Here is an 18,734-nt window from a genome sequence, read left to right on the forward strand (position 1 = left end):
CCATTAAATTAGTTAAATTTGTTTCAATTCAATTATTTAGTTTATGTTAAGTCCGGCAATTCCTGAGAACGAAAGTCAACGTCTAAAGGCGCTTCAGGATGCTAATATTTTATATAGTCCTTCCCAGGAGGAGTTTGATAATATCACACAATTAGCTTCCTTTATATGCAAGACACCGGTTTCCCTTATTTCATTGGTTGGGGAACACGAGCAATGGTTTAAGTCTAAGTACGGCACTGAATTATGCTCCTCGAAACGTGATATCTCTTTTTGTAGCCATGCGATTTTAAATCCGGAAGATTTAATGGAGGTTCAGGATACAAGACTGGATAAACGTTTTGTAGATAATCCGTTTGTACTTGCTAAAAATGAGCCTATTCTTTATTATGCTGGCATGCCTTTAAAGGATTTTAACAGGATGCCATTAGGCACACTTTGCGTGATAGATACCAAACCCAACAAACTAGATGAAAATCAAAAAAAGGCTTTAAAATCTCTTGCCAAACAGGTTGAAATTCTTCTGGAGCTAAAAAGAAAAAATGATTATCTGGAGAATGTAAAAAAAGAATTGAACGACCATAATGCTATGCTAAAAAACTTTGCAGGTGTCGTTTCTCATGATATGAAAATGCCATTGGCAAACATGATTATAACTGCTGATATTCTTAAAGCTAAATTTGGTGAAAAGCTAGGAGTTGAAGGTTTATCTTATTTAAAAAACCTAAAACAAGCCGGATTAAGACTTAGTGGCTACATAAATAGTATTCTAGACCATTATGAGAGCGATAGTATTGCTGCCTCAAATTGTGAAGAATTTGATGTTCATCAATTATTGGAGGAAATTATAGACCTTCTAAATATTACCGAAGATTGTATAATAAACCTACCGGAAAATAACACCATAATTAGTTCTAACCGGGCGGCTTTAGAACAAATATTTTTAAACCTACTGGGTAACAGCCTTAAATATAATGACAAGCCAAAAATTATAATTGATATTGAGTTCTCGCAAACTCCCGATTTTTATTATTTCAGCGTAAAAGATAATGGGATTGGGATTCCGAAGGAAAAAGAAGAAGATATTTTTAAACTTTTTACCATTGTAGCTAAAAGTGATCGTTCTGGTAATAAAGGAAATGGCATCGGATTGTCTACGGTAAAAAGACTGGTTGGCAATTTAGGTGGAAATTTAAATATAGAGTCTGAAATTGGTAAAGGCACCAGGTTTAATTTTTCCATTAGACGAAAGCTTTCATAAAACTTATCCTTTTAATAGAGGGAAAGATTTTTTATCTTATAGGTTATAACCTTTAAAAGATATGCAGCAACACTATATTTCTTCAAAAGAAAAATCACGTAGGGCAGCTCTTGCTGAATATGCAATCTTTAATTCGGGAGAAGATAAAGATTATGGCCAGCTAACCTTTTTAGCAGCACAAATATGCCGGGTTCCAGTAGCAAAAATTAGTATTATTGGTAAAAATAAGATTTGGTACAAATCTATTTATGGCGCTCAGCAAGACAGGATATCCAGAGAAAATACTTTTTGCGAGCATACCATTTGGGCCGAGAAAAAAATCTTAATAATTAATAGCAAAGATCAACCAATAATTTTTGAAAAAGCCAAAGCGATTTACTCACAGGAATACCATTTCTATGCCGGTGTGCCTTTACTGAGCGAGAATGGCCACGCAATAGCTGTATTTTGCATTTTTGACACAGAAATTAGAAGTTTAGATCAGGTACAAAAAAAATCATTACTGGCTTTAGCTAACCAGTGTATGAATCTTTTTGAGAGTAGAAAGCAAAAAACAAAACTGCAACATATTCAGCGCAAATTAAAACAGAAATATAAAGAACTTGAAAAATTTGCCAGTCTGGTTTCCCATGATATCAAATCACCCTTAGCCAATATTATTTCTTTAACAGAATTACTAAAGGAAGAAAACAAAAAAAATCTAGATGAGCAAAGCAAACAGTATCTTGATTTTCTGGTAGAATCTTCTTATTCGCTTCGCAATTATGTAGACGGAATTTTAAAATTTTACCGTAGCGATCATATTTTGGAAAAAGATTTTGAAGACGTACACCTTCCCGGTCTACTTAAAAAAATTACTGATTTATACAGCTGGGACGAAAAGGTAGAATTTACATACCCAGATAGCGGACTTTTAAAAAATGTGAATAAGGCCGCACTTACCCAGGTTTTCATGAACCTTATAAACAATGCTTTAAAATATAACAGTAAAACTATTAGAAAAGTAGATATTGGTTTTGAAACCACAGATACTCACTATTGTTTTTCAGTAAGTGATAATGGCAATGGAATAGAAAAAGAAAATTTTAAAAAGATCTTTAAACTCTTTACTACATTAGATGTAAAAGATAGGGATGGTAATCCCGGTAGCGGAATTGGTCTTGCTACTGTAAAAAAGCATATAGAGCAAATGCAAGGCAATATAGATGTTATTTCTAAAAAAGGTAAAGGCAGTACTTTTAAATTCAAGATTAAACGCCCTTAGCTTAAATTCCATTTCCTATATTTGAAAAACTTTTTAAAACCTTATGGAATTTAAACAGCCGGAACTTCTTTACGCACTGTTTTTGCTACTTATCCCGTTGGCTGTTCATCTATTTCAATTACGTCAATTTCAAAAAGAAGATTTTACAAATGTAAAATTCCTGAAAAAAGTTATTCGTCAAACCAGAAAAAGCTCACGATTAAAGAAATGGCTGGTGTTAACTTGCAGAACATTGTTGCTAACTTTCTTAATTTTAGCGTTTGCCCAGCCTTATTTTCCTGCTAAAAACCCAAAAACAGGTTCAAGGGAAAAAGTAATTTTCCTGGATAATTCTTACAGTATGCAGGCCGGCGGTAAAGACGGTGAACTATTTACAGCAGCTATTCGGGATTTAATAAAGAATCTTCCAGAAGAGCAAGAGCTAAACCTTTTTACCCATAATGAAGAATTTAAAAATCTTACTTCATCAAATTTAACTTCTACGCTTCAAAACCTGGAATTCACCCAAAAGCCTTTAGACTTTAATACTCTTAAACTAAAAGCATCGCAATTATTTAAAGATTCTATACGCGAAAAAGATTTTATTTTTATCTCAGACTTTCAAAAAAACCTTGGAATAAATAAATCTTTAGATACAAGCTACACTTATCACTTTATACCTGTATTTCCAGAAAGCACAGAAAATATTAGTATAGACTCTATGTACATTAAGCATCGGGAAGTGAATGAAATTGATTTTCGGGTATTGTTAAGCAGCACCGGTAATTTCAATAGCCCCCAAAGTGTTTCCCTTTTTAGTGGTGAGGATCTTTTGGCAAAAACTTCGGTAAACTTTAAGAAGGCTGACACTGCAACCGCAAACTTTAAAGTTAATCAGGTTGAAATCCCTAATGGTGTTATTAAAATTGAAGATGCTTCTTTGGATTATGACAATAGCTTATTTTTTAGCCTGAATAAGCCTAAGCCTCCTAAAGTGGTGATTATTACTAAAAATGCCGAAGCAACTTTCTTGAGACGTATTCTTAGTGAGCCGGAGTTTATTACTGAAATATTTAAAAAAGATCAGCTTGATTTTAATAAACTAAACACTGCCGATCTTATAATCTTGAATGAACTTGAATCTATTTCAGGGCCATTACAAACAAACTTAACCAACCTACATGGTAATGCGGTCCCACTGGTAGTTATTCCATCAACTAATAGTAATCTTAATTCTTATAATAGCTTTCTTAATAGGTTGAATGCTCCCCAATATTCTGAAGTAAAAACAAGAGAAGCCCTAATCACCGAATTGGCTTTTGACCATCCGTTACTTCAGGGGGTATTCCAGGAAAAAGTTGAGAATTTTGATTATCCTAAGGTGCAAACGTACCATAAAGTACAAAATGGAAATAAAATTATTTCTTTTCAGGATAATTCGGGTTTTTTAGTAGAAGAAAACGGAGTTTTTCTATTTGCAGCAGCCCTTAATGAGAAAAATTCCAATTTCAGAAATTCACCTTTAATAGTTCCTGTAATTTACAATATAGGGCTCAAAGCTTTTAAAAGTCCAAATTTATACTACGAAACGGGTAAAAATGAAAAAATTAGAATTCCAATCGATGCCCAAAAAGATAAGGTTGTTCATGTTATTTCAGAAAACATAGATTTTATACCTAAGCAAAGATCTCTTGGTAACACGGTAGTTATAAGTACAGATTTACTGGAAGTCCCATCCGGGAATTATACCGTAGAATACAATAAAAATCCAAAAGCTTACCTTAGCTTTAATGCCCCCAGAAACGAAAGTGATTTGGAGTATTTTCTCCCCGAAAATGCAAAGAACATACACATTTACCAGGATATAAACACTTATTTTAATGAGCTAAAACTAGCCAGCCAAAGCAATGAGCTTTGGAAAAGCTTTGTTATTTTTGCATTGATATTTTTAATCATAGAGATGCTACTTTTAAAATATCTAAAATAACCAGTGCGGTAATAGACTTTAAAACTATACAGGAATTAGGTTATAAGCCCGTAATAAAATTCCCGATTTGGGATTAAATTTATAAAGAAATGAGACTACTATTAAAATCGGCCACTATCATCGATAAGCAATCGGTTTACCACAATAAAAAACAAGACATTTTAATTGAAAACGGAATAATTAAAGAGATTGCAGAAGAGATTTCCACCACGGTCGATAAGGTAATAGACAAAAAGAACCTTCATGTTTCCAGAGGATGGTTTGATAGTAGTGTTAGCTTTGGGGAACCCGGTTTTGAAGAAAGGGAAACCATAGCAAACGGATTAGACACGGCTGCTAAAAGTGGTTTTAGCAGTATTGCTTTAAACCCCAATACTGCTCCGGTTATTGATAATAACGGGGCAATAACATCGGTTAAATCCAAGGCGGCCCATCACCCGGTTAAGCTATTTCCTATAGGTGCGCTTAGCCTAAAAGGAGAAGGTGTGGATCTTGCCGAGCTCTATGATATGAAACAAGGCGGTGCAGTAGCATTTGGCGATTATAAAAGCCCCATTAAAAACCCAAATTTACTTAAGATAGCACTTCAATATGCACAAAATTTTGATGCGCTTGTACAATCCTTCCCTCAAGAAAATCGCATTGCCGGAAAAGGAATGGTAAATGAAGGACAAAGTAGTACTTCGTTGGGGTTAAAGGGAATTCCTAATTTAGCAGAAGAGCTGCAAATTACTCGAGATCTTTATTTATTGGAGTATACCGGTGGTAAAATACATATCCCAACTATTTCAACAAAAAAATCTGTAGCACTCATTAGGGAGGCCAAAAACAAAGGTTTGGACGTTAGCTGTAGTGTTGCCGTTCATAACCTTATTTTCACCGATGAACTCCTACAGGATTTTGATACCAATACCAAGGTTTTACCACCCCTAAGAATAAAAGAAGATACTGAAGCTTTAATTGCAGGTGTAAAAGATGGCACTATAGATATGGTTACCAGTGACCACAACCCTATCGACTCTGAAAACAAAAAAGTAGAATTTGACAATGCACTATATGGCACTATTGGCCTGGAATCTGCATTTGGTGCCCTAAATACTTTGTTTTCTACTGAAGAAGTGATTGAAATCCTAACTAAAGGAAAACAACGTTTTGGTTTAAAAGATATAGCAATAGAAGAAGGAAATGTTGCCGATTTAACATTGTTTGATCCAGACAAGCAATATAAATTTACTGAAGCTCATATTTTTTCAACCTCGCAAAACAGTATATTTAAATCTTATTCGCTTAAAGGTAAAGCCTTTGGTATAATTACTAAAACGGGGGATTTCGGTTTATAATTCCGGGCTAAATTTAATATCTTTGTTTTACAAATTAATAGTTATGAAAACAGTGGTCGAAGAAGGAAAAACAGCGGCTATAGTGGCCTATGTTACAATTATTGGTACAATAATAGCCTATTTCATGAATAATGACCATAAAAACCCTTTTGCTTCATTTCACATAAGGCAGGCCTTTGGTATCCATATTACTTTTTACGTGCTGGGAGTTTTGGTTGGTTTATTTGACAGCTGGCTAATTTCATCGGCCTTTTATGTTTTTATTGCCGTTTTGGGTATTTATGGGCTGGTGATGGCAATACAGGGCGAACAAAAGGAAGTACCAATTCTTGGTGCTTATTTTCAAAAATGGTTTAGTACAATACAATAAATGAATACCAAAGAACTTTCCCTTCAACATCTTATTAGAAAACCTAAAATAGCTTCAGAAAATCCACCGTTGCTTTTAATGTTGCATGGATATGGAAGCGATGAAAAAGATCTCTTTTCTTTTGCTGAAGAATTACCCGATGAATTATTTGTGGTTTCAGTAAAAGCGCCTTACGCAATGCAGCCTTATGGAAACGCATGGTATGCGATTCACTGGGATAACCAGGAAGGTACATTTAGCGATGATGAACAAGCCAAAGAATCTCGTGAGAAAATAGTTGATTTTATTGATGAAGCTGTTGAAGCCTACCAGTTAGATGCTAAAAATGTGACACTTTTAGGCTTTAGCCAGGGTAGCATTTTAAGCTATGCCGTAGCACTCTCCTACCCCAATAAGGTTAAAAATATAGTTGCGTTAAGCGGTTATATTAACGAAGGAATACTAAAACCGGGGTTCGAGAAAAACGATTTTTCTAACCTGGCGTTTTATTGTTCTCACGGTTCGGTAGATCAGGTTATACCTGTAGAATGGGCCCGTAAAACCAAGCCTGTTTTAGACACGCTTAATATTGAAAACAGCTATTCAGAATTTCCGGTGGGTCACGGAGTAGCCCCGCAAAATTTCTTTGAATTACGGGAATGGCTTAAAAAGAGAATCTAATTTACAGGGTATAAAAACGATTTTTCTGCAGTAAGGTTTAATTTTCCTTTTTCATCTACCTCGTAGGTAAAAAACACCTCGCCCCAATACTTTCCATCGGTAAAGTCGGCGATGATCCATTTATGGTTTAAAATCTTGATTTTGTTGATACGCATACTGCCTTCCATCCCGGCAAAAGGAACAAAAGCATTATCATTATCTACCTTATTTTGGCTTATCAGTTCATTCTCTATAGTTTCGGCAATAGTTGCTGCCTCTATTCCCCTATTTTCAAAATAGCTCATCGCATCTTCATTATCGAGCAAAGAAAAATAAGCTGTTCCTTCGTTTTCTTCAGCTAAAGAATCATTTTCAAACTCAAGCCGCTCAACCTCGCTTTTCAATTCCTTAATAGTTTCATCTCTAGAATCCAGTATTTTTTTATCGTTCACATAGATAAAAATGGTAAACAAAAGAGAAAAAATAAAAAGATAGAGTACTAAATTTTTGCGCATATTAAAGAGTGATTTCAAGATTATCGTAAGCTACAAATACATTTTCAGGAAGCTTTTCCTGTACTTCGTCATGAAAGCCAAGTAAATGGCTTATATGTGTTAAATAAGCTCGTTCTGGCTTAACCCGATCAATAAAAGCCAGAGCTTCTTCCAGGTTTAGATGAGAATGATGTGGTTCAATTCGTAAAGCCGTAACTACTAATACTTTTACACCATCCAGTTTTTGAATTTCTTTTTCTTCAATAGATTTTAGATCTGTGAGATAAGCAAAATCTTTAAGCCTAAAACCAAAAACCTGCAAACGATTATGTTTATAATCTATTGGAATAATTTTTAAATCATTAAAGAAAAAAGGTTTGTTTTCAATTTCATTTTCAATTACACCTGGAGCACCGGGGTACTTATTGGTAGAAGTAAAAATATATTCAAAGCGTTTTCTCAGTGAATTTAATACACGCTTATGGGCAAAAACCGGAATATCTCCCTGTCTAAAAAAGAAAGGCCTAATATCATCTAAACCGGCAGTATGGTCGTTATGCTCATGGGTATATAATATGGCATCTAGTTTTTCTATAGGGTTTGCCAACATTTGCATCCTAAAATCGGGGCCACAATCTATAAGTATATTATTGCCCTCCCACTTAACTAAAACCGATACACGTAAGCGTTTGTCTTTAGGGTTCTTACTAAGACATACCGGATGCTTACTACCAATTATTGGGATTCCCTGAGAGGTGCCAGTGCCTAAAAAAATTACTTCCAAGAATTACATGTTTTGCTGCAAAAGTAAAGATTATTTTTTTCTATACCCTACTGTTTTTAGTACCTTTGGTATACACAAAAAAGAAATCACACTTAAAGAAGAAATTATGCCAATTACAATAATGGGCGATAAGGAATTTGAAAATGTTCCCTCTATAAAAAGTAAAGCGCTACGCATTAATTTAAATGAAAACATCTACGGAACTTTTTCTGAAATTGGTGCCGGGCAGGAAACTGTGAGAAATTTTTTCAGGGCAGGTGGTGCTTCGGGTACTATTGCGAAAGCCATGAGCGCTTATGATAAAGATTTTAGTGATGCAATTTATGGAGTTGAAAACGATCGAAGATATGTAACTGAAGCTCGATTAAAAAAAATGCTTTCTCATGAAATTGGCTTAATAGAACAGCGAATTTCCCGTGAAAAACATCCTAATAAACTATTCTTTAGCTATGCCAACACCGTGGCGACCATAGACTTTGCCAAAAAATATAAAGGCCATGGTTGGGTAGGAATTAAATATCAGGTAAGGCCTGAAGAAGATTATAATGAAATTAGCTTACACGTAAGGTTTCATGAAAACGACGCAAGACATCAGCAGAATACTTTAGGTATACTGGGCGTTAATCTTATTTATGGTGCTTATTACAAATATGATAATCCCAAAAAACTACTACGCTATTTGTACGATCATATAGACAAAGATCAAATAGAAATTGATACTATAAATTTTAGCGGCCCCAGGTTTGAAGGAGTAGACAACCGCTTAATGAGCCTACAATTAGTAAAAAACGGGATGACAGATGCCGTTATGTTTGCTCCCGATGGGAATAACGTACTTCCGGCCAAAATTTTATACAAAAAAAATATCCTGGCATTTCGCGGAAGTTTTAGACCCGTAACCAAGGTTAATATGGATATGTATGAGCGTTCGCTCGAGCTATTTTTAAAGGAAAGTAAGGTTGAAAAAGAAAACACCGAAGTTATTTTTGAAATCACACTTTCTAACTTAAGAGCTGAGGGTGAAATAGATGAACGTGATTTTATGGACAGGGCAGAGCTTTTATGCTCCCTGGGACAAACCGTAATGATATCTAACTTCCAGGAATACTATCGTGTAGTTGAATATTTCTCAAGATATTCAAAACAACGAATGGGATTAAGTATGGGAGTAAATAACCTTATTGATGTATTTGATGAAAAGTATTACAGGCACTTAAGTGGTGGGATCCTGGAAGCTTTTGGAAAATTATTCTTTAAAGACCTTAAGGTTTACCTCTACCCTCTTAAAGATCCTGAAACAGGCGAAATTACTACCAGTGACAACCTAAAAGTTCACCCAAGAATGAAGGAATTATATAAATTCTTTAAATACAATGGCAGGGTTGAGGATATTAAAAATTACAATCCTGAAATCCTTGACATTTATTCCAGGGAAGTATTACAAATGATTAATGAAGGTAAAGAAGGTTGGGAAGATATGTTGCCTGAAAAAACCACAAAGATGATTAAAGAGCACAATCTTTTTCATTATAAAGAGAGCAAGAAAAAGGCAAAAACTGAAGCCTAAAAAGTTAGACATTAAGCATAAAAAAATCCGGATGATTATATAAATTATCCGGATTTTTTATTTCAGCTTTGAAAGCTCTAGGCTATTCGCTTTATTTTAGCACCAATATTTTTAAGGCGTTCTTCTATATTTTCGTAGCCTCTATCTATTTGTTCTATATTATGGATAGTAGATGTTCCTTTGGCAGAAAGCGCAGCTATAAGCAAAGAAATACCCGCCCTAATATCTGGCGAAGTCATAGTAGTAGCTTTTAACTGAGACTGGAAATCGTGCCCAATTACGGTTGCACGGTGCGGATCACATAAAATAATCTTTGCCCCCATATCAATGAGCTTATCAACAAAAAACAAACGACTCTCAAACATTTTTTGGTGAATAAGTACACTACCACGCGCTTGTGTAGCCACTACCAGCAAAATACTAAGTAAATCTGGAGTAAACCCAGGCCATGGCGCATCACTAATATTCATTATAGAACCATCGATAAAGCTTTGTACTTCATAACCATTGGTATGTGCAGGGATAAAAATATCGTCCCCTTTCCGTTCAATAGTTATTCCCAATTTTCTAAAAGTAGTTGGAATAATACCTAACATATCCCAGCGAACATCCTTTATGGTAATTTCGCTCTTAGTCATTGCTGCCAGGCCTATCCACGATCCTATCTCAATCATATCGGGAAGGATGCGGTGTTCACAACCTTTTAAAGAATCTACACCTTCTATAGTTAAGAGATTAGAACCTACACCACTTATCTTTGCCCCCATGGCATTAAGCATGGCGCAAAGTTGTTGTAAATAAGGTTCACAAGCAGCATTATAAATAGTAGTAGTACCACTGGCAAGAACAGCCGCCATCACAATATTGGCTGTACCGGTAACCGATGCTTCTTCCAGGAGCATAAAGTCTCCTTTTAGTCCGTTTGGAGCTTCAACCCCATAAAAACGTTCTTCTTTATTATATCTAAATTGAGCTCCTAGTTTTATAAATCCTTCAAAATGGGTATCTAGCCTTCTTCGCCCAATTTTATCACCTCCCGGCTTTGGAATAAATCCTTTACCGAACCTGGCCAATAAAGGGCCAACAATCATAATAGATCCTCTAAGCCCACTACCATCTATTTTAAACTGTGCACTGCTTAAATAGTCTAAATCGAGATCGTCACTCTTAAAAGAATAACTACCTTTTCCTAGTTTTTTAATTTTAACTCCAAGATTTTCAAGAAGTTTAATCAGTTTGTTTACATCCAGAATATCTGGTATATTATTAATTACAACCTCTTCAGAGGTTAATAATACGGCACAAAGAGTTTGCAGGGCTTCGTTTTTGGCTCCTTGTGGCTGAATTTCTCCACTAAGTTGCTGCCCGCCTTCAATTTGGAAAGTTCCCATGAAAGTAAAATGTTTTTTTTAGTAGCGCTTACGTCCGGATCCTCCTTTACGGTTGGACTTTTTAGAATGATTGCTTTTACCGCTGTGTTTCTTTTTATTTCTAATTAAATTTGAAGCATCACTAAGATCTTCATCGGCATTTTTAAGGTTAATTTTACCACCACTAAGTTCTCTAAGGTGTTCAAAAATAATACTATCTTCTACCGTATCACGATTCCAGTTTAGATAAGACTTTTTCATATGGTTGGCTATTGTTAAAACCAAACCTTCTTTTAAAGGTCCCTCTTCCCAGTCTTTAACTTCATCTATCATTCGGTAGATATTATTTCCGTAGAAACGATATTTCGGGAAATTTTGTGGATAATCTAACATCTCGGGACGCTTTTCCAACAATTCTTTACTGGGCTTGGGAAAAGGTGATTCCACATCGAGTTTAAAATCACTAATTATAAATAACTGGTCCCATAGTTTATGCTGAAAATCGGGCACATCGCGTAGATGTGGATTCATATTTCCCATTACAGAAATTATAGATTTTGCAACCTGGTTACGTTCTTTATCGTCCTCTATCTCAACGGCTTTTTCCACCATTTTTTGAAGATGTCTCCCGTATTCAGGAATAATTAAGTGGCTCCTTTCAGAGTTATATTCTAATGCGTGTGTCAAAATTGAAATTTATATGGTAATACTTTATTCGATAATCGAGACTTAAACACCTTGAAGCTTGTTTCAAAATCAAATTTCTTCCATTTAATGCCTCTCAGGCCCTCCTTTTAGAAATTCGCCTGTGATAGTTGAGAACGGCAAAGTACTAAATATTATCGAGATAGATAAAAAATTAATAATTTAAAAAGACAGAAACTTCAAATGCTAAAAGGCAAATTTAAAAATTCTCGTTTTAAAATTTATAAGAATTATAGGGAAATTACACCCTCTACCTTTGCTGCCACTTCCTTATATTTTTCAATAACTGCATCGGGATTTCTCATACGAACATTAATTGATGCACTAATATAAGTTCCCTTTTTAGATTTTTTGGTAGTAATTACCGCTCCCATATTATCAAAAATCTCTTCAATCTTTTCTATGCGATTAGAATTAGCTGGCACTATAAACTTATATAAATATTCGGTTGGCCATAGCGAGGTATCCTGTAATTGACTTTTTAATTTACTGTAAAACTCTTCCTGATCTTTCGTTCCACTCATAGCTTTCTAACTTAAATTTAGTTTGCAAAGATACAAGGATTGCAAACATTTTTATAATCAATTTCAAATGTCGAAATTTGAAGCGTGAAAAAGCAAAAAATAGTAATAACCGGTGGCCCCGGTACAGGAAAATCTTCTATCATTCGCCAACTTGAAAAACACGGGCATGAATGTCTACATGAAATTTCAAGACAGGTTACCCTAGAAGCCCAAAAGCAAGGGATTTCTCAGTTATTTCTGGAAAAGCCCGTACTTTTTAGTGAAAAATTACTGGAAGGAAGAAAAATACAGCATCGGGAAGCCGATATGATTCCTACTTCCCCTATCTTTATAGATCGCGGTATTCCAGATGTACTGGCGTATATGGATTATTTCAATACAACATATTCAGCATATTTTACCAATGCCTGTAAAGAGTATCCTTACGATAAAATATTCTTTTTACCACCCTGGGAAGAAATTTACCAAAGTGATAACGAGCGTTACGAATCTTTTAAAGAAGCTAGTTTAATTTCAAAATACCTTTTTGAAACCTATAAAAAATATGGCTATAGCCCCATTGAGGTTCCAAAAACTTCAATTAAAGAAAGAGTTCAATTTATATTAAATCAAATTGAATAAATTATTTGCAAGACGCACATTACATATTAAAAAAATATTGGGGACATTCGTCCTTTAGATCGCTACAGGCACCTATAATAGAGAAAGTCCTTAAGCAAAAGAATGTCCTGGCACTAATGCCAACAGGGGGCGGAAAATCACTTTGTTTTCAAATCCCGGCTTTATTACAGGAAGGAATATGCATCGTGGTCTCGCCGTTAGTGGCCTTAATGGAAAATCAGGTAAATGCCCTTCAGCAAAAGGGAATAAAAGCCATGGCTTTAACCGGGGGAATGACTTACCAGGATCTTGATGCCGCCCTGGATAATTGTATCTACGGAAATTATAAATTTCTTTATCTATCGCCTGAAAGACTCCAACAAAACCTGGTGCAGGAGCGTATTAAATTGATGAACGTCAATCTAATTGCCGTAGACGAAGCACATTGTATTTCACAGTGGGGTCATGATTTTAGGCCGGCTTACCGAAATATTTGCCTATTAAAAGATTTAAAACCTGGGGTGGTATTTATAGCACTAACAGCCACTGCAACCCCTTTAGTTGTAAAAGACATTATAAAAGAGTTAGAGCTAGAAAATATAGATGTACTTAAAGACTCTTTTTATAGGGCAAATATTGCCTATAATGTATTAAAAGCCGAAGACAAATACTACCATCTTAGTAAGCTACTAAAAACTAAGAATGAACCGGCAATAATTTACGTTAGAAGCCGAAAAGCAAGTCTTGAAATTGCCGGTTTTTTAAATAGAAAGGGCTATAATGCTGATGCGTTTCATGGTGGTTTACAGCCAAATGAAAAGACCCGAAGACTTAATGAATGGCTGGAAAACAAACACCAAATCATGGTAGCCACCACTGCTTTTGGTATGGGAATAGATAAAGCCGATGTACGCCAGGTTATTCATCTAAATCTCCCAGAATCTTTAGAAAGCTATTTTCAGGAAGCCGGAAGAGCCGGAAGAGATGGGGAAAAAGCCGTTGCCACTATTTTAACCAATAAAGGTGATATTCCGGTTTTAAAGAGTCAATTTTTGGCAAATTTACCCCAACTGGAAGATGTAAAACTGGTCTATAAAAAACTAAACACTTATTTTAGGATAGCTTATGGCGAGGGTGAACAAACCGAGCACAACTTTAGCTTTTCCAAATTTTGTGCTCAATACGAATTACCGTTTTCAAAAACTTACGAAGTTCTTCAGCTCTTAGACCGCTGTAGCATTTTGAAGCTTTCGAAAGAATTTCATAAAAAAACCAGTATCCATTTTAGCGTTTCAGGAAAGCAGCTTCAGTTTTACTTAGATCAAAATCAAAAATATGAAGAATTTGTTCGTGCACTTCTTAGGACCTATGGTGGGGTTTTAGAGAATAAAACCAATATAGACCTGGCTTCAATTTGTAAAAAATCGAGTATAGATCAAAATACAGCACTTAAATACCTTGAAGAACTTAAAAAGGCCCAACTATTGGAATACGTATATGCCGAACATGATGCTACGGTTTTATTTTTGGTTCCGCGGGAAGATGATTCGGTTATTTTTCCACTCGCACCCTATATAAAACAATATAATAATTCTAAAAAAGAAAAAATAGATGCGGTATTAGATTATTTGGAAAACGACAATTTATGCCGAAGCAGACAACTTCTAGCCTATTTTGGAGAAGAAAAAGCAGAAGACTGTAAAATTTGTTCTGTATGCCAAAAAAACGTAACACCGCTAACACGAGAAGTTAAAAATGCTATTTATATAGCGATTACAAAAGTTTTAAAAATTAAGAATGCTTCATCCCGGGAACTAACTGAAGCAATAAATTACCCTGAAAATCAGGTTTTAGAGGTTTTACGCCTATTGATAGACAAAGAAATAATTATCAGAGAAACGGGGAGTATCTATAAAATAAAAAATTGATGAGTGAAATAAGAATAGTATTTATGGGAACACCAGACTTTGCTGTTGCAAGTTTAAGTAGCATATTAGAAGCTGGGTATAATGTGGTAGGTGTAATTACCGCTCCCGATAGGCCAGCGGGTCGTGGTAGAAAAGTACAGGAAAGTGCTGTAAAAAAATTTGCAAAAGATAAAGGATTAAACCTCTTGCAGCCTACCAATTTAAAGGACAAAAGTTTTCTTGAAGATTTAGAAGCTTTAAACCCAACCATACAGGTGGTAGTTGCATTTAGAATGCTACCTAAAGCGGTTTGGGATTTACCAAAACTTGGAACCTTCAACCTTCACGCTTCGCTACTTCCGCAATACAGAGGTGCAGCACCAATTAACTGGGCGATTATTAATAATGAGCCAAAAACAGGGGTTTCTACTTTTTTTCTGGATGAAAAAATTGATACAGGCGCAATGATTCTTCAGAAGGAAGTGAATATAGATACAGAAGAAACCGTAGGTGAATTACATGATAAACTAATGGATTTAGGGGCTCACCTGGTGGTGGAAACACTAACACTAATTGAAAAAGGAAATATAACCCCTACCCCACAGCCACTTAATTTAGTGCTAAAAGAAGCCCCCAAACTAACTAAAGAAAATACCAAAATTAACTGGAACGACTCTTTAGATCAAATTTACAATTTAATACGCGGACTTAATCCTTATCCGGCCGCGTGGTGTTATTTTTTTAATGGCAAAAAAGACGAAAAGGTTAAGATCTATCAATGTAAAAAAGAAAATTACGATCATAACTTAGAAAATGGTAGTATTCTCATTGAAGACAAAAAGTTGAAAGTAGCTGTGAAAGATGGCTATTTAATAATTGAAGAATTACAACTTCCCGGAAAAAGAAAAATGGATGTAAAATCACTTTTAAATGGTTATGTCTTCCTAAATGAGGCAAAATTCTTCTAAGCCCTTATGGTTATTGAAACGGAAGAAAATCAACTAAATGGAGACTTCTTTATCAACAAAATGCCCGACTTATTAACAAAATCCTGCATTTCCCTTGATATTACTTGCACGGCCGAGAATTCCATATAAATTTGTAAGGCAATTTAACAGAATGTTTAACCAACAGTTTATTTAAAATTCAAATTATGAACAAAACAGATTTAATTGACGCAATGGCCGAAAATGCTGGTATTTCTAAAGCAGCAGCTAAAAAAGCACTAGAATCTTTCTTAGAAAACGTAGAAGGTTCTCTTAAAAAAGGAGATCGCGTTTCTTTAGTAGGATTTGGATCCTGGTCAGTTTCTAAAAGAGCTGCAAGAGAAGGAAGAAACCCACAAACCGGAAAAACTATTAAAATTGCTGCTAAAAATGTAGTTAAATTTAAAGCCGGTGCAGATTTACAAAAAGCTGTAAACTAATAATTTAAATTAGTAAAGCACTAAAAGCTTCCCATTTGGGAGGCTTTTTTAATGAAAAATTTTAGCATTTTATTTGATTTTTTTTTCAAATAATGGTAGCTTAGAGTAAAACAATGCTAAAATGATTGCTTTAAAACCAACCAAAGGCCATCTATTGGTAGCAGAACCATCGATAATTGGAGATGTTGCATTCAACCGATCTGTGGTATTGCTCGCCGAGCATTCTAATGCAGGTTCGGTTGGTTTCATACTTAATAAAATTTTAGACTTCACCCTACAAGACCTTGTTCCCAATCTTTCCGGTAACTTCAAAATATACAACGGCGGACCTGTAGAACAAGACAACCTATACTTTATTCATAAAATCCCGGACCTTATTCCGCAAAGTATAGAAATAGCCAACGGGATTTATTGGGGTGGCAACTTTGAGGTCGTTACCGAACTTATTCAGCAAGGGCTTATAAGCGAGAAAGAAATACGTTTCTTTTTAGGCTATTCTGGCTGGGATGCCAATCAATTAAGTGAAGAGCTCGATTCACATGCCTGGATAATTACTACAAATGATGACACCAAAGACATTATTGAACGTCCTTATGGTTCTTTTTGGAAAGACAAGATGATGCAATTAGGAGGCGAATACCTTTTATGGTCTAATGCTCCAGAAAACCCAAGTTATAATTAACCCAATCTTGCCTTTACATTTAACTTTGAAAGTAAATCCTTAGCCGATTTGTTCTCAAATTTTTTCTTACGATATTTTGTAACAGGTTGAATACCGCAAATAACATTTGTTATAAATAATTCATCTGCTTTCTGAAGTTCAAATGGAGAGATAGAAGCTTCTTCTATACTTAAATCTGGTAGAGTTTTTATTATCTCTAAAAGTTTTTTTCTGGTAATTCCGTTTAAAGCACCATCTGAAAGCGGTGGAGTTTTAATCTTATCACCTTTTCTAAGAAAAAGGTTTCCATTAAGAGCTTCTACAACATTTTTCTTTTCATTGATTAAAAAGCAGTTTTCATATCCATTTTCTGAAGCAAAAATACTGCCCAATACATTAATAGCACGATTATTAGATTTTATTGTAGAAAATAGACCACTGGTAATGTAATGGTCTTTAAAGAGCTCTACTTCATAATTCTCTTCATTCAATAAATAAAAAGCATTTTGGAGTTCTTCGGCAGTTATAATAAAACCAATTTCACGTGTGGTAGGCTTATAATATCCGCCTTCTTTACGAAATGTAGAAAACTTTACACGAGCGGCGTGAGTATCTAGTCCGTTTTCTTTTACTAAACTCAATATTTCCTTTTCTAAAAATTCGGGAGAAAAACTCGCGGGAATTTCCATTCGCATAATACGCATAGAAGCCATTAACCTAAAGTAATGATCTTCCCAAAACATTACTTTTCCATTAATTACCCGAATAGTTTCAAAAACAGCATCTCCATAGGCAAATCCTCGATTCGCTATAGAAAGTGATGCTTGATTCTCTGCTACTAATTTTCCGTTTATATTTATCATAAAAAAACCCCGTTTTAGAACGGGGCAAATGTAATGTTTATCTTAGAAATATTAAACTGATCCTAAAACGTGTTTTAGATCTGAAATCATATTTTCCCAAAGCATCTTTCCCTCTTCAACTTCATCTTCATCATCGGCAAAATCAGTAATCATTATAGAAACATCTTTAGTGATTTCATCTACCTGTATTCTTATTTCAAAAAAATATGGAGTATCTTCATCGTCCAACCACTTAAATTTTATGCGTTCATCGCTCTTTTTACTTACCAATTTGGCTTTTTCTTCACTTCCTTCCCAAATAAAAGTAAATAATTCACCTCGTGAATTTACATTATCTGCATACCATTCGCTTAATCCTGAAGGAGTTGATATATATTGGTATAACAATGAAGGAGAAGCTTGAATGGGAAATTCCATTTCGTACTTGATCTTATCTTCCATTTTTAGATATAATTAGTTTTGGGCAATATAGATATTAATTAGAAGGATAAAAAGAAAACAAAATAAATATTTTAGAAAATAAAGTTTGCGTCAATACAAAATGTTTATATATTTGCACCCGCAATCACAGTTGGTGAAAATGCTCGTTAAGTCAGGCCAATAGCCGGCTAACAAGAAAATGGCGAGGTAGCTCAGTTGGTTAGAGCGTCGGATTCATAACCCGGAGGTCACGAGTTCAAATCTCGTTCTCGCTACAAAGAAATAAAAGCTCCACAAAGATTTGGAGCTTTTATTTTTTATACTAGTCCCGCATAATCAAAATGTGGATCAAGAAGGATCAAGACCATTTTCTGGGTTTTTGAGTTTTTAAGCAAATAATTTTTCGAGTCGAAATAAGAAGAACTCGGTATTTCTTACTCCTCTTAATTGTGCTCTAAAGGCTTTTATTTTTGCATTGAAAGTATTCTACTGATTCGCTAGCTAATGGTGTTTAAGCTATTTCTAAAAGCCAATAAACCCTGTTCCCTACATATATCACTATTTTAACAAACAAGT

The 18,734-nt window shown here is 34.9% G+C and carries 19 protein-coding genes, 1 tRNA gene and 1 pseudogene; 13 read left to right on the top strand and 8 right to left on the bottom strand.

Going from position 1 to position 18,734, the window contains the following annotated elements; all coding sequences use genetic code 11:
* Positions 1-43 precede the first annotated feature (43 nt).
* The 6 genes from GUB10_RS01115 to GUB10_RS01140 all read left to right on the top strand — a co-directional run bounded on the left by GUB10_RS01115 (position 44) and on the right by GUB10_RS01140 (position 6,858).
* Entirely contained in the window at positions 44-1,258 is a 1,215-nt protein-coding gene (locus GUB10_RS01115) for a GAF domain-containing sensor histidine kinase (protein WP_193709601.1), read from the top strand.
* A 61-nt stretch (positions 1,259-1,319) separates the two neighbouring features.
* Positions 1,320-2,522, top strand: a complete 1,203-nt coding sequence (locus GUB10_RS01120) for a HAMP domain-containing sensor histidine kinase (protein ID WP_193709602.1) — start codon at positions 1,320-1,322, stop codon at positions 2,520-2,522.
* Positions 2,523-2,565: 43 nt separating this feature from the next.
* A complete protein-coding gene (locus GUB10_RS01125; RefSeq protein WP_193709603.1) occupies positions 2,566-4,488 on the top strand; it encodes a BatA domain-containing protein in 1,923 nt (640 codons plus the stop codon).
* An 89-nt stretch (positions 4,489-4,577) separates the two neighbouring features.
* A complete protein-coding gene (locus tag GUB10_RS01130) occupies positions 4,578-5,828 on the top strand; it encodes a dihydroorotase family protein (protein ID WP_193709604.1) in 1,251 nt (416 codons plus the stop codon).
* Between the two features lie 43 nt (positions 5,829-5,871).
* Positions 5,872-6,198 carry a DUF4870 domain-containing protein gene (locus tag GUB10_RS01135; protein ID WP_193709605.1) on the top strand — a complete coding sequence of 109 codons (327 nt, stop codon included), beginning with the start codon at positions 5,872-5,874 and terminating at the stop codon, positions 6,196-6,198.
* Positions 6,199-6,858, top strand: coding sequence for an alpha/beta hydrolase (locus tag GUB10_RS01140; protein WP_193709606.1), 660 nt, complete (start codon positions 6,199-6,201; stop codon positions 6,856-6,858).
* Here GUB10_RS01140 and GUB10_RS01145 read toward each other — a convergent pair.
* Together GUB10_RS01145 and GUB10_RS01150 are read right to left on the bottom strand one after the other, a co-directional pair.
* Positions 6,855-7,352, bottom strand: coding sequence for a hypothetical protein (locus GUB10_RS01145; protein ID WP_193709607.1), 498 nt, complete (start codon positions 7,350-7,352; stop codon positions 6,855-6,857). The genes GUB10_RS01140 and GUB10_RS01145 overlap by 4 nt on opposite strands.
* 1 nt (position 7,353) lies before the next feature.
* Entirely contained in the window at positions 7,354-8,115 is a 762-nt protein-coding gene (locus tag GUB10_RS01150; protein WP_193709608.1) for an MBL fold metallo-hydrolase, read from the bottom strand.
* A 106-nt stretch (positions 8,116-8,221) separates the two neighbouring features.
* Between GUB10_RS01150 and GUB10_RS01155 the strand changes: the two genes are divergently transcribed.
* Positions 8,222-9,682, top strand: coding sequence for a TonB-dependent receptor (locus GUB10_RS01155; protein ID WP_193709609.1), 1,461 nt, complete (start codon positions 8,222-8,224; stop codon positions 9,680-9,682).
* Between the two features lie 77 nt (positions 9,683-9,759).
* Here GUB10_RS01155 and murA read toward each other — a convergent pair whose 3' ends face one another.
* The 3 genes from murA to GUB10_RS01170 form a co-directional block, all read right to left on the bottom strand.
* Entirely contained in the window at positions 9,760-11,073 is a 1,314-nt protein-coding gene (murA, locus tag GUB10_RS01160) for a UDP-N-acetylglucosamine 1-carboxyvinyltransferase (protein ID WP_193709610.1), read from the bottom strand.
* Between the two features lie 18 nt (positions 11,074-11,091).
* Positions 11,092-11,739: a DUF4290 domain-containing protein gene (locus tag GUB10_RS01165; RefSeq protein ID WP_193709611.1), complete on the bottom strand. Its 648-nt coding sequence runs from the start codon at positions 11,737-11,739 to the stop codon at positions 11,092-11,094.
* Between the two features lie 248 nt (positions 11,740-11,987).
* Positions 11,988-12,281: a DUF493 family protein gene (locus tag GUB10_RS01170; RefSeq protein WP_193709612.1), complete on the bottom strand. Its 294-nt coding sequence runs from the start codon at positions 12,279-12,281 to the stop codon at positions 11,988-11,990.
* Positions 12,282-12,365: 84 nt separating this feature from the next.
* Here GUB10_RS01170 and GUB10_RS01175 point away from each other — a divergent pair, with 84 nt between their 5' ends.
* The 5 genes from GUB10_RS01175 (at position 12,366) to GUB10_RS01195 (ending at position 16,896) form a co-directional block, all read left to right on the top strand.
* Positions 12,366-12,902, top strand: a complete 537-nt coding sequence (locus GUB10_RS01175) for an ATP-binding protein (RefSeq protein WP_193709613.1) — start codon at positions 12,366-12,368, stop codon at positions 12,900-12,902.
* A 5-nt stretch (positions 12,903-12,907) separates the two neighbouring features.
* Positions 12,908-14,809, top strand: coding sequence for an ATP-dependent DNA helicase RecQ (locus tag GUB10_RS01180; protein WP_193709614.1), 1,902 nt, complete (start codon positions 12,908-12,910; stop codon positions 14,807-14,809).
* Complete coding sequence (gene fmt, locus GUB10_RS01185; RefSeq protein WP_193709615.1) at positions 14,809-15,756, top strand: methionyl-tRNA formyltransferase; 948 nt, start codon at positions 14,809-14,811, stop codon at positions 15,754-15,756. The genes GUB10_RS01180 and fmt overlap by 1 nt, the downstream gene beginning before the upstream one ends.
* Positions 15,757-15,941: 185 nt before the next feature.
* Positions 15,942-16,214: an HU family DNA-binding protein gene (locus tag GUB10_RS01190; protein ID WP_057483012.1), complete on the top strand. Its 273-nt coding sequence runs from the start codon at positions 15,942-15,944 to the stop codon at positions 16,212-16,214.
* Between the two features lie 121 nt (positions 16,215-16,335).
* Positions 16,336-16,896, top strand: a complete 561-nt coding sequence (locus tag GUB10_RS01195; RefSeq protein ID WP_193709616.1) for a YqgE/AlgH family protein — start codon at positions 16,336-16,338, stop codon at positions 16,894-16,896.
* On the opposite strand, the gene GUB10_RS01200 is transcribed toward GUB10_RS01195, so the two are convergent.
* Both GUB10_RS01200 and GUB10_RS01205 read right to left on the bottom strand, forming a co-directional pair.
* Entirely contained in the window at positions 16,893-17,738 is an 846-nt protein-coding gene (locus GUB10_RS01200) for an aminotransferase class IV (protein WP_193709617.1), read from the bottom strand. The two genes, GUB10_RS01195 and GUB10_RS01200, sit on opposite strands and share 4 nt — an antisense overlap.
* Positions 17,739-17,789: 51 nt before the next feature.
* A complete protein-coding gene (locus tag GUB10_RS01205) occupies positions 17,790-18,179 on the bottom strand; it encodes an START-like domain-containing protein (RefSeq protein ID WP_193709618.1) in 390 nt (129 codons plus the stop codon).
* A 180-nt stretch (positions 18,180-18,359) separates the two neighbouring features.
* Between GUB10_RS01205 and GUB10_RS01210 the strand changes: the two genes are divergently transcribed.
* Positions 18,360-18,433 (top strand) — tRNA-Met (locus GUB10_RS01210).
* Positions 18,434-18,545: 112 nt separating this feature from the next.
* Here GUB10_RS01210 and GUB10_RS16095 read toward each other — a convergent pair.
* Positions 18,546-18,641: pseudogene (locus tag GUB10_RS16095) on the bottom strand (transposase); the annotation flags it as partial.
* Positions 18,642-18,734: the final 93 nt, after the last annotated feature.

This window comes from Salegentibacter sp. BLCTC, assembly GCF_015143665.1.
In the GTDB taxonomy this organism is placed as follows: Bacteria; Bacteroidota; Bacteroidia; order Flavobacteriales; family Flavobacteriaceae; genus Salegentibacter; species Salegentibacter maritimus.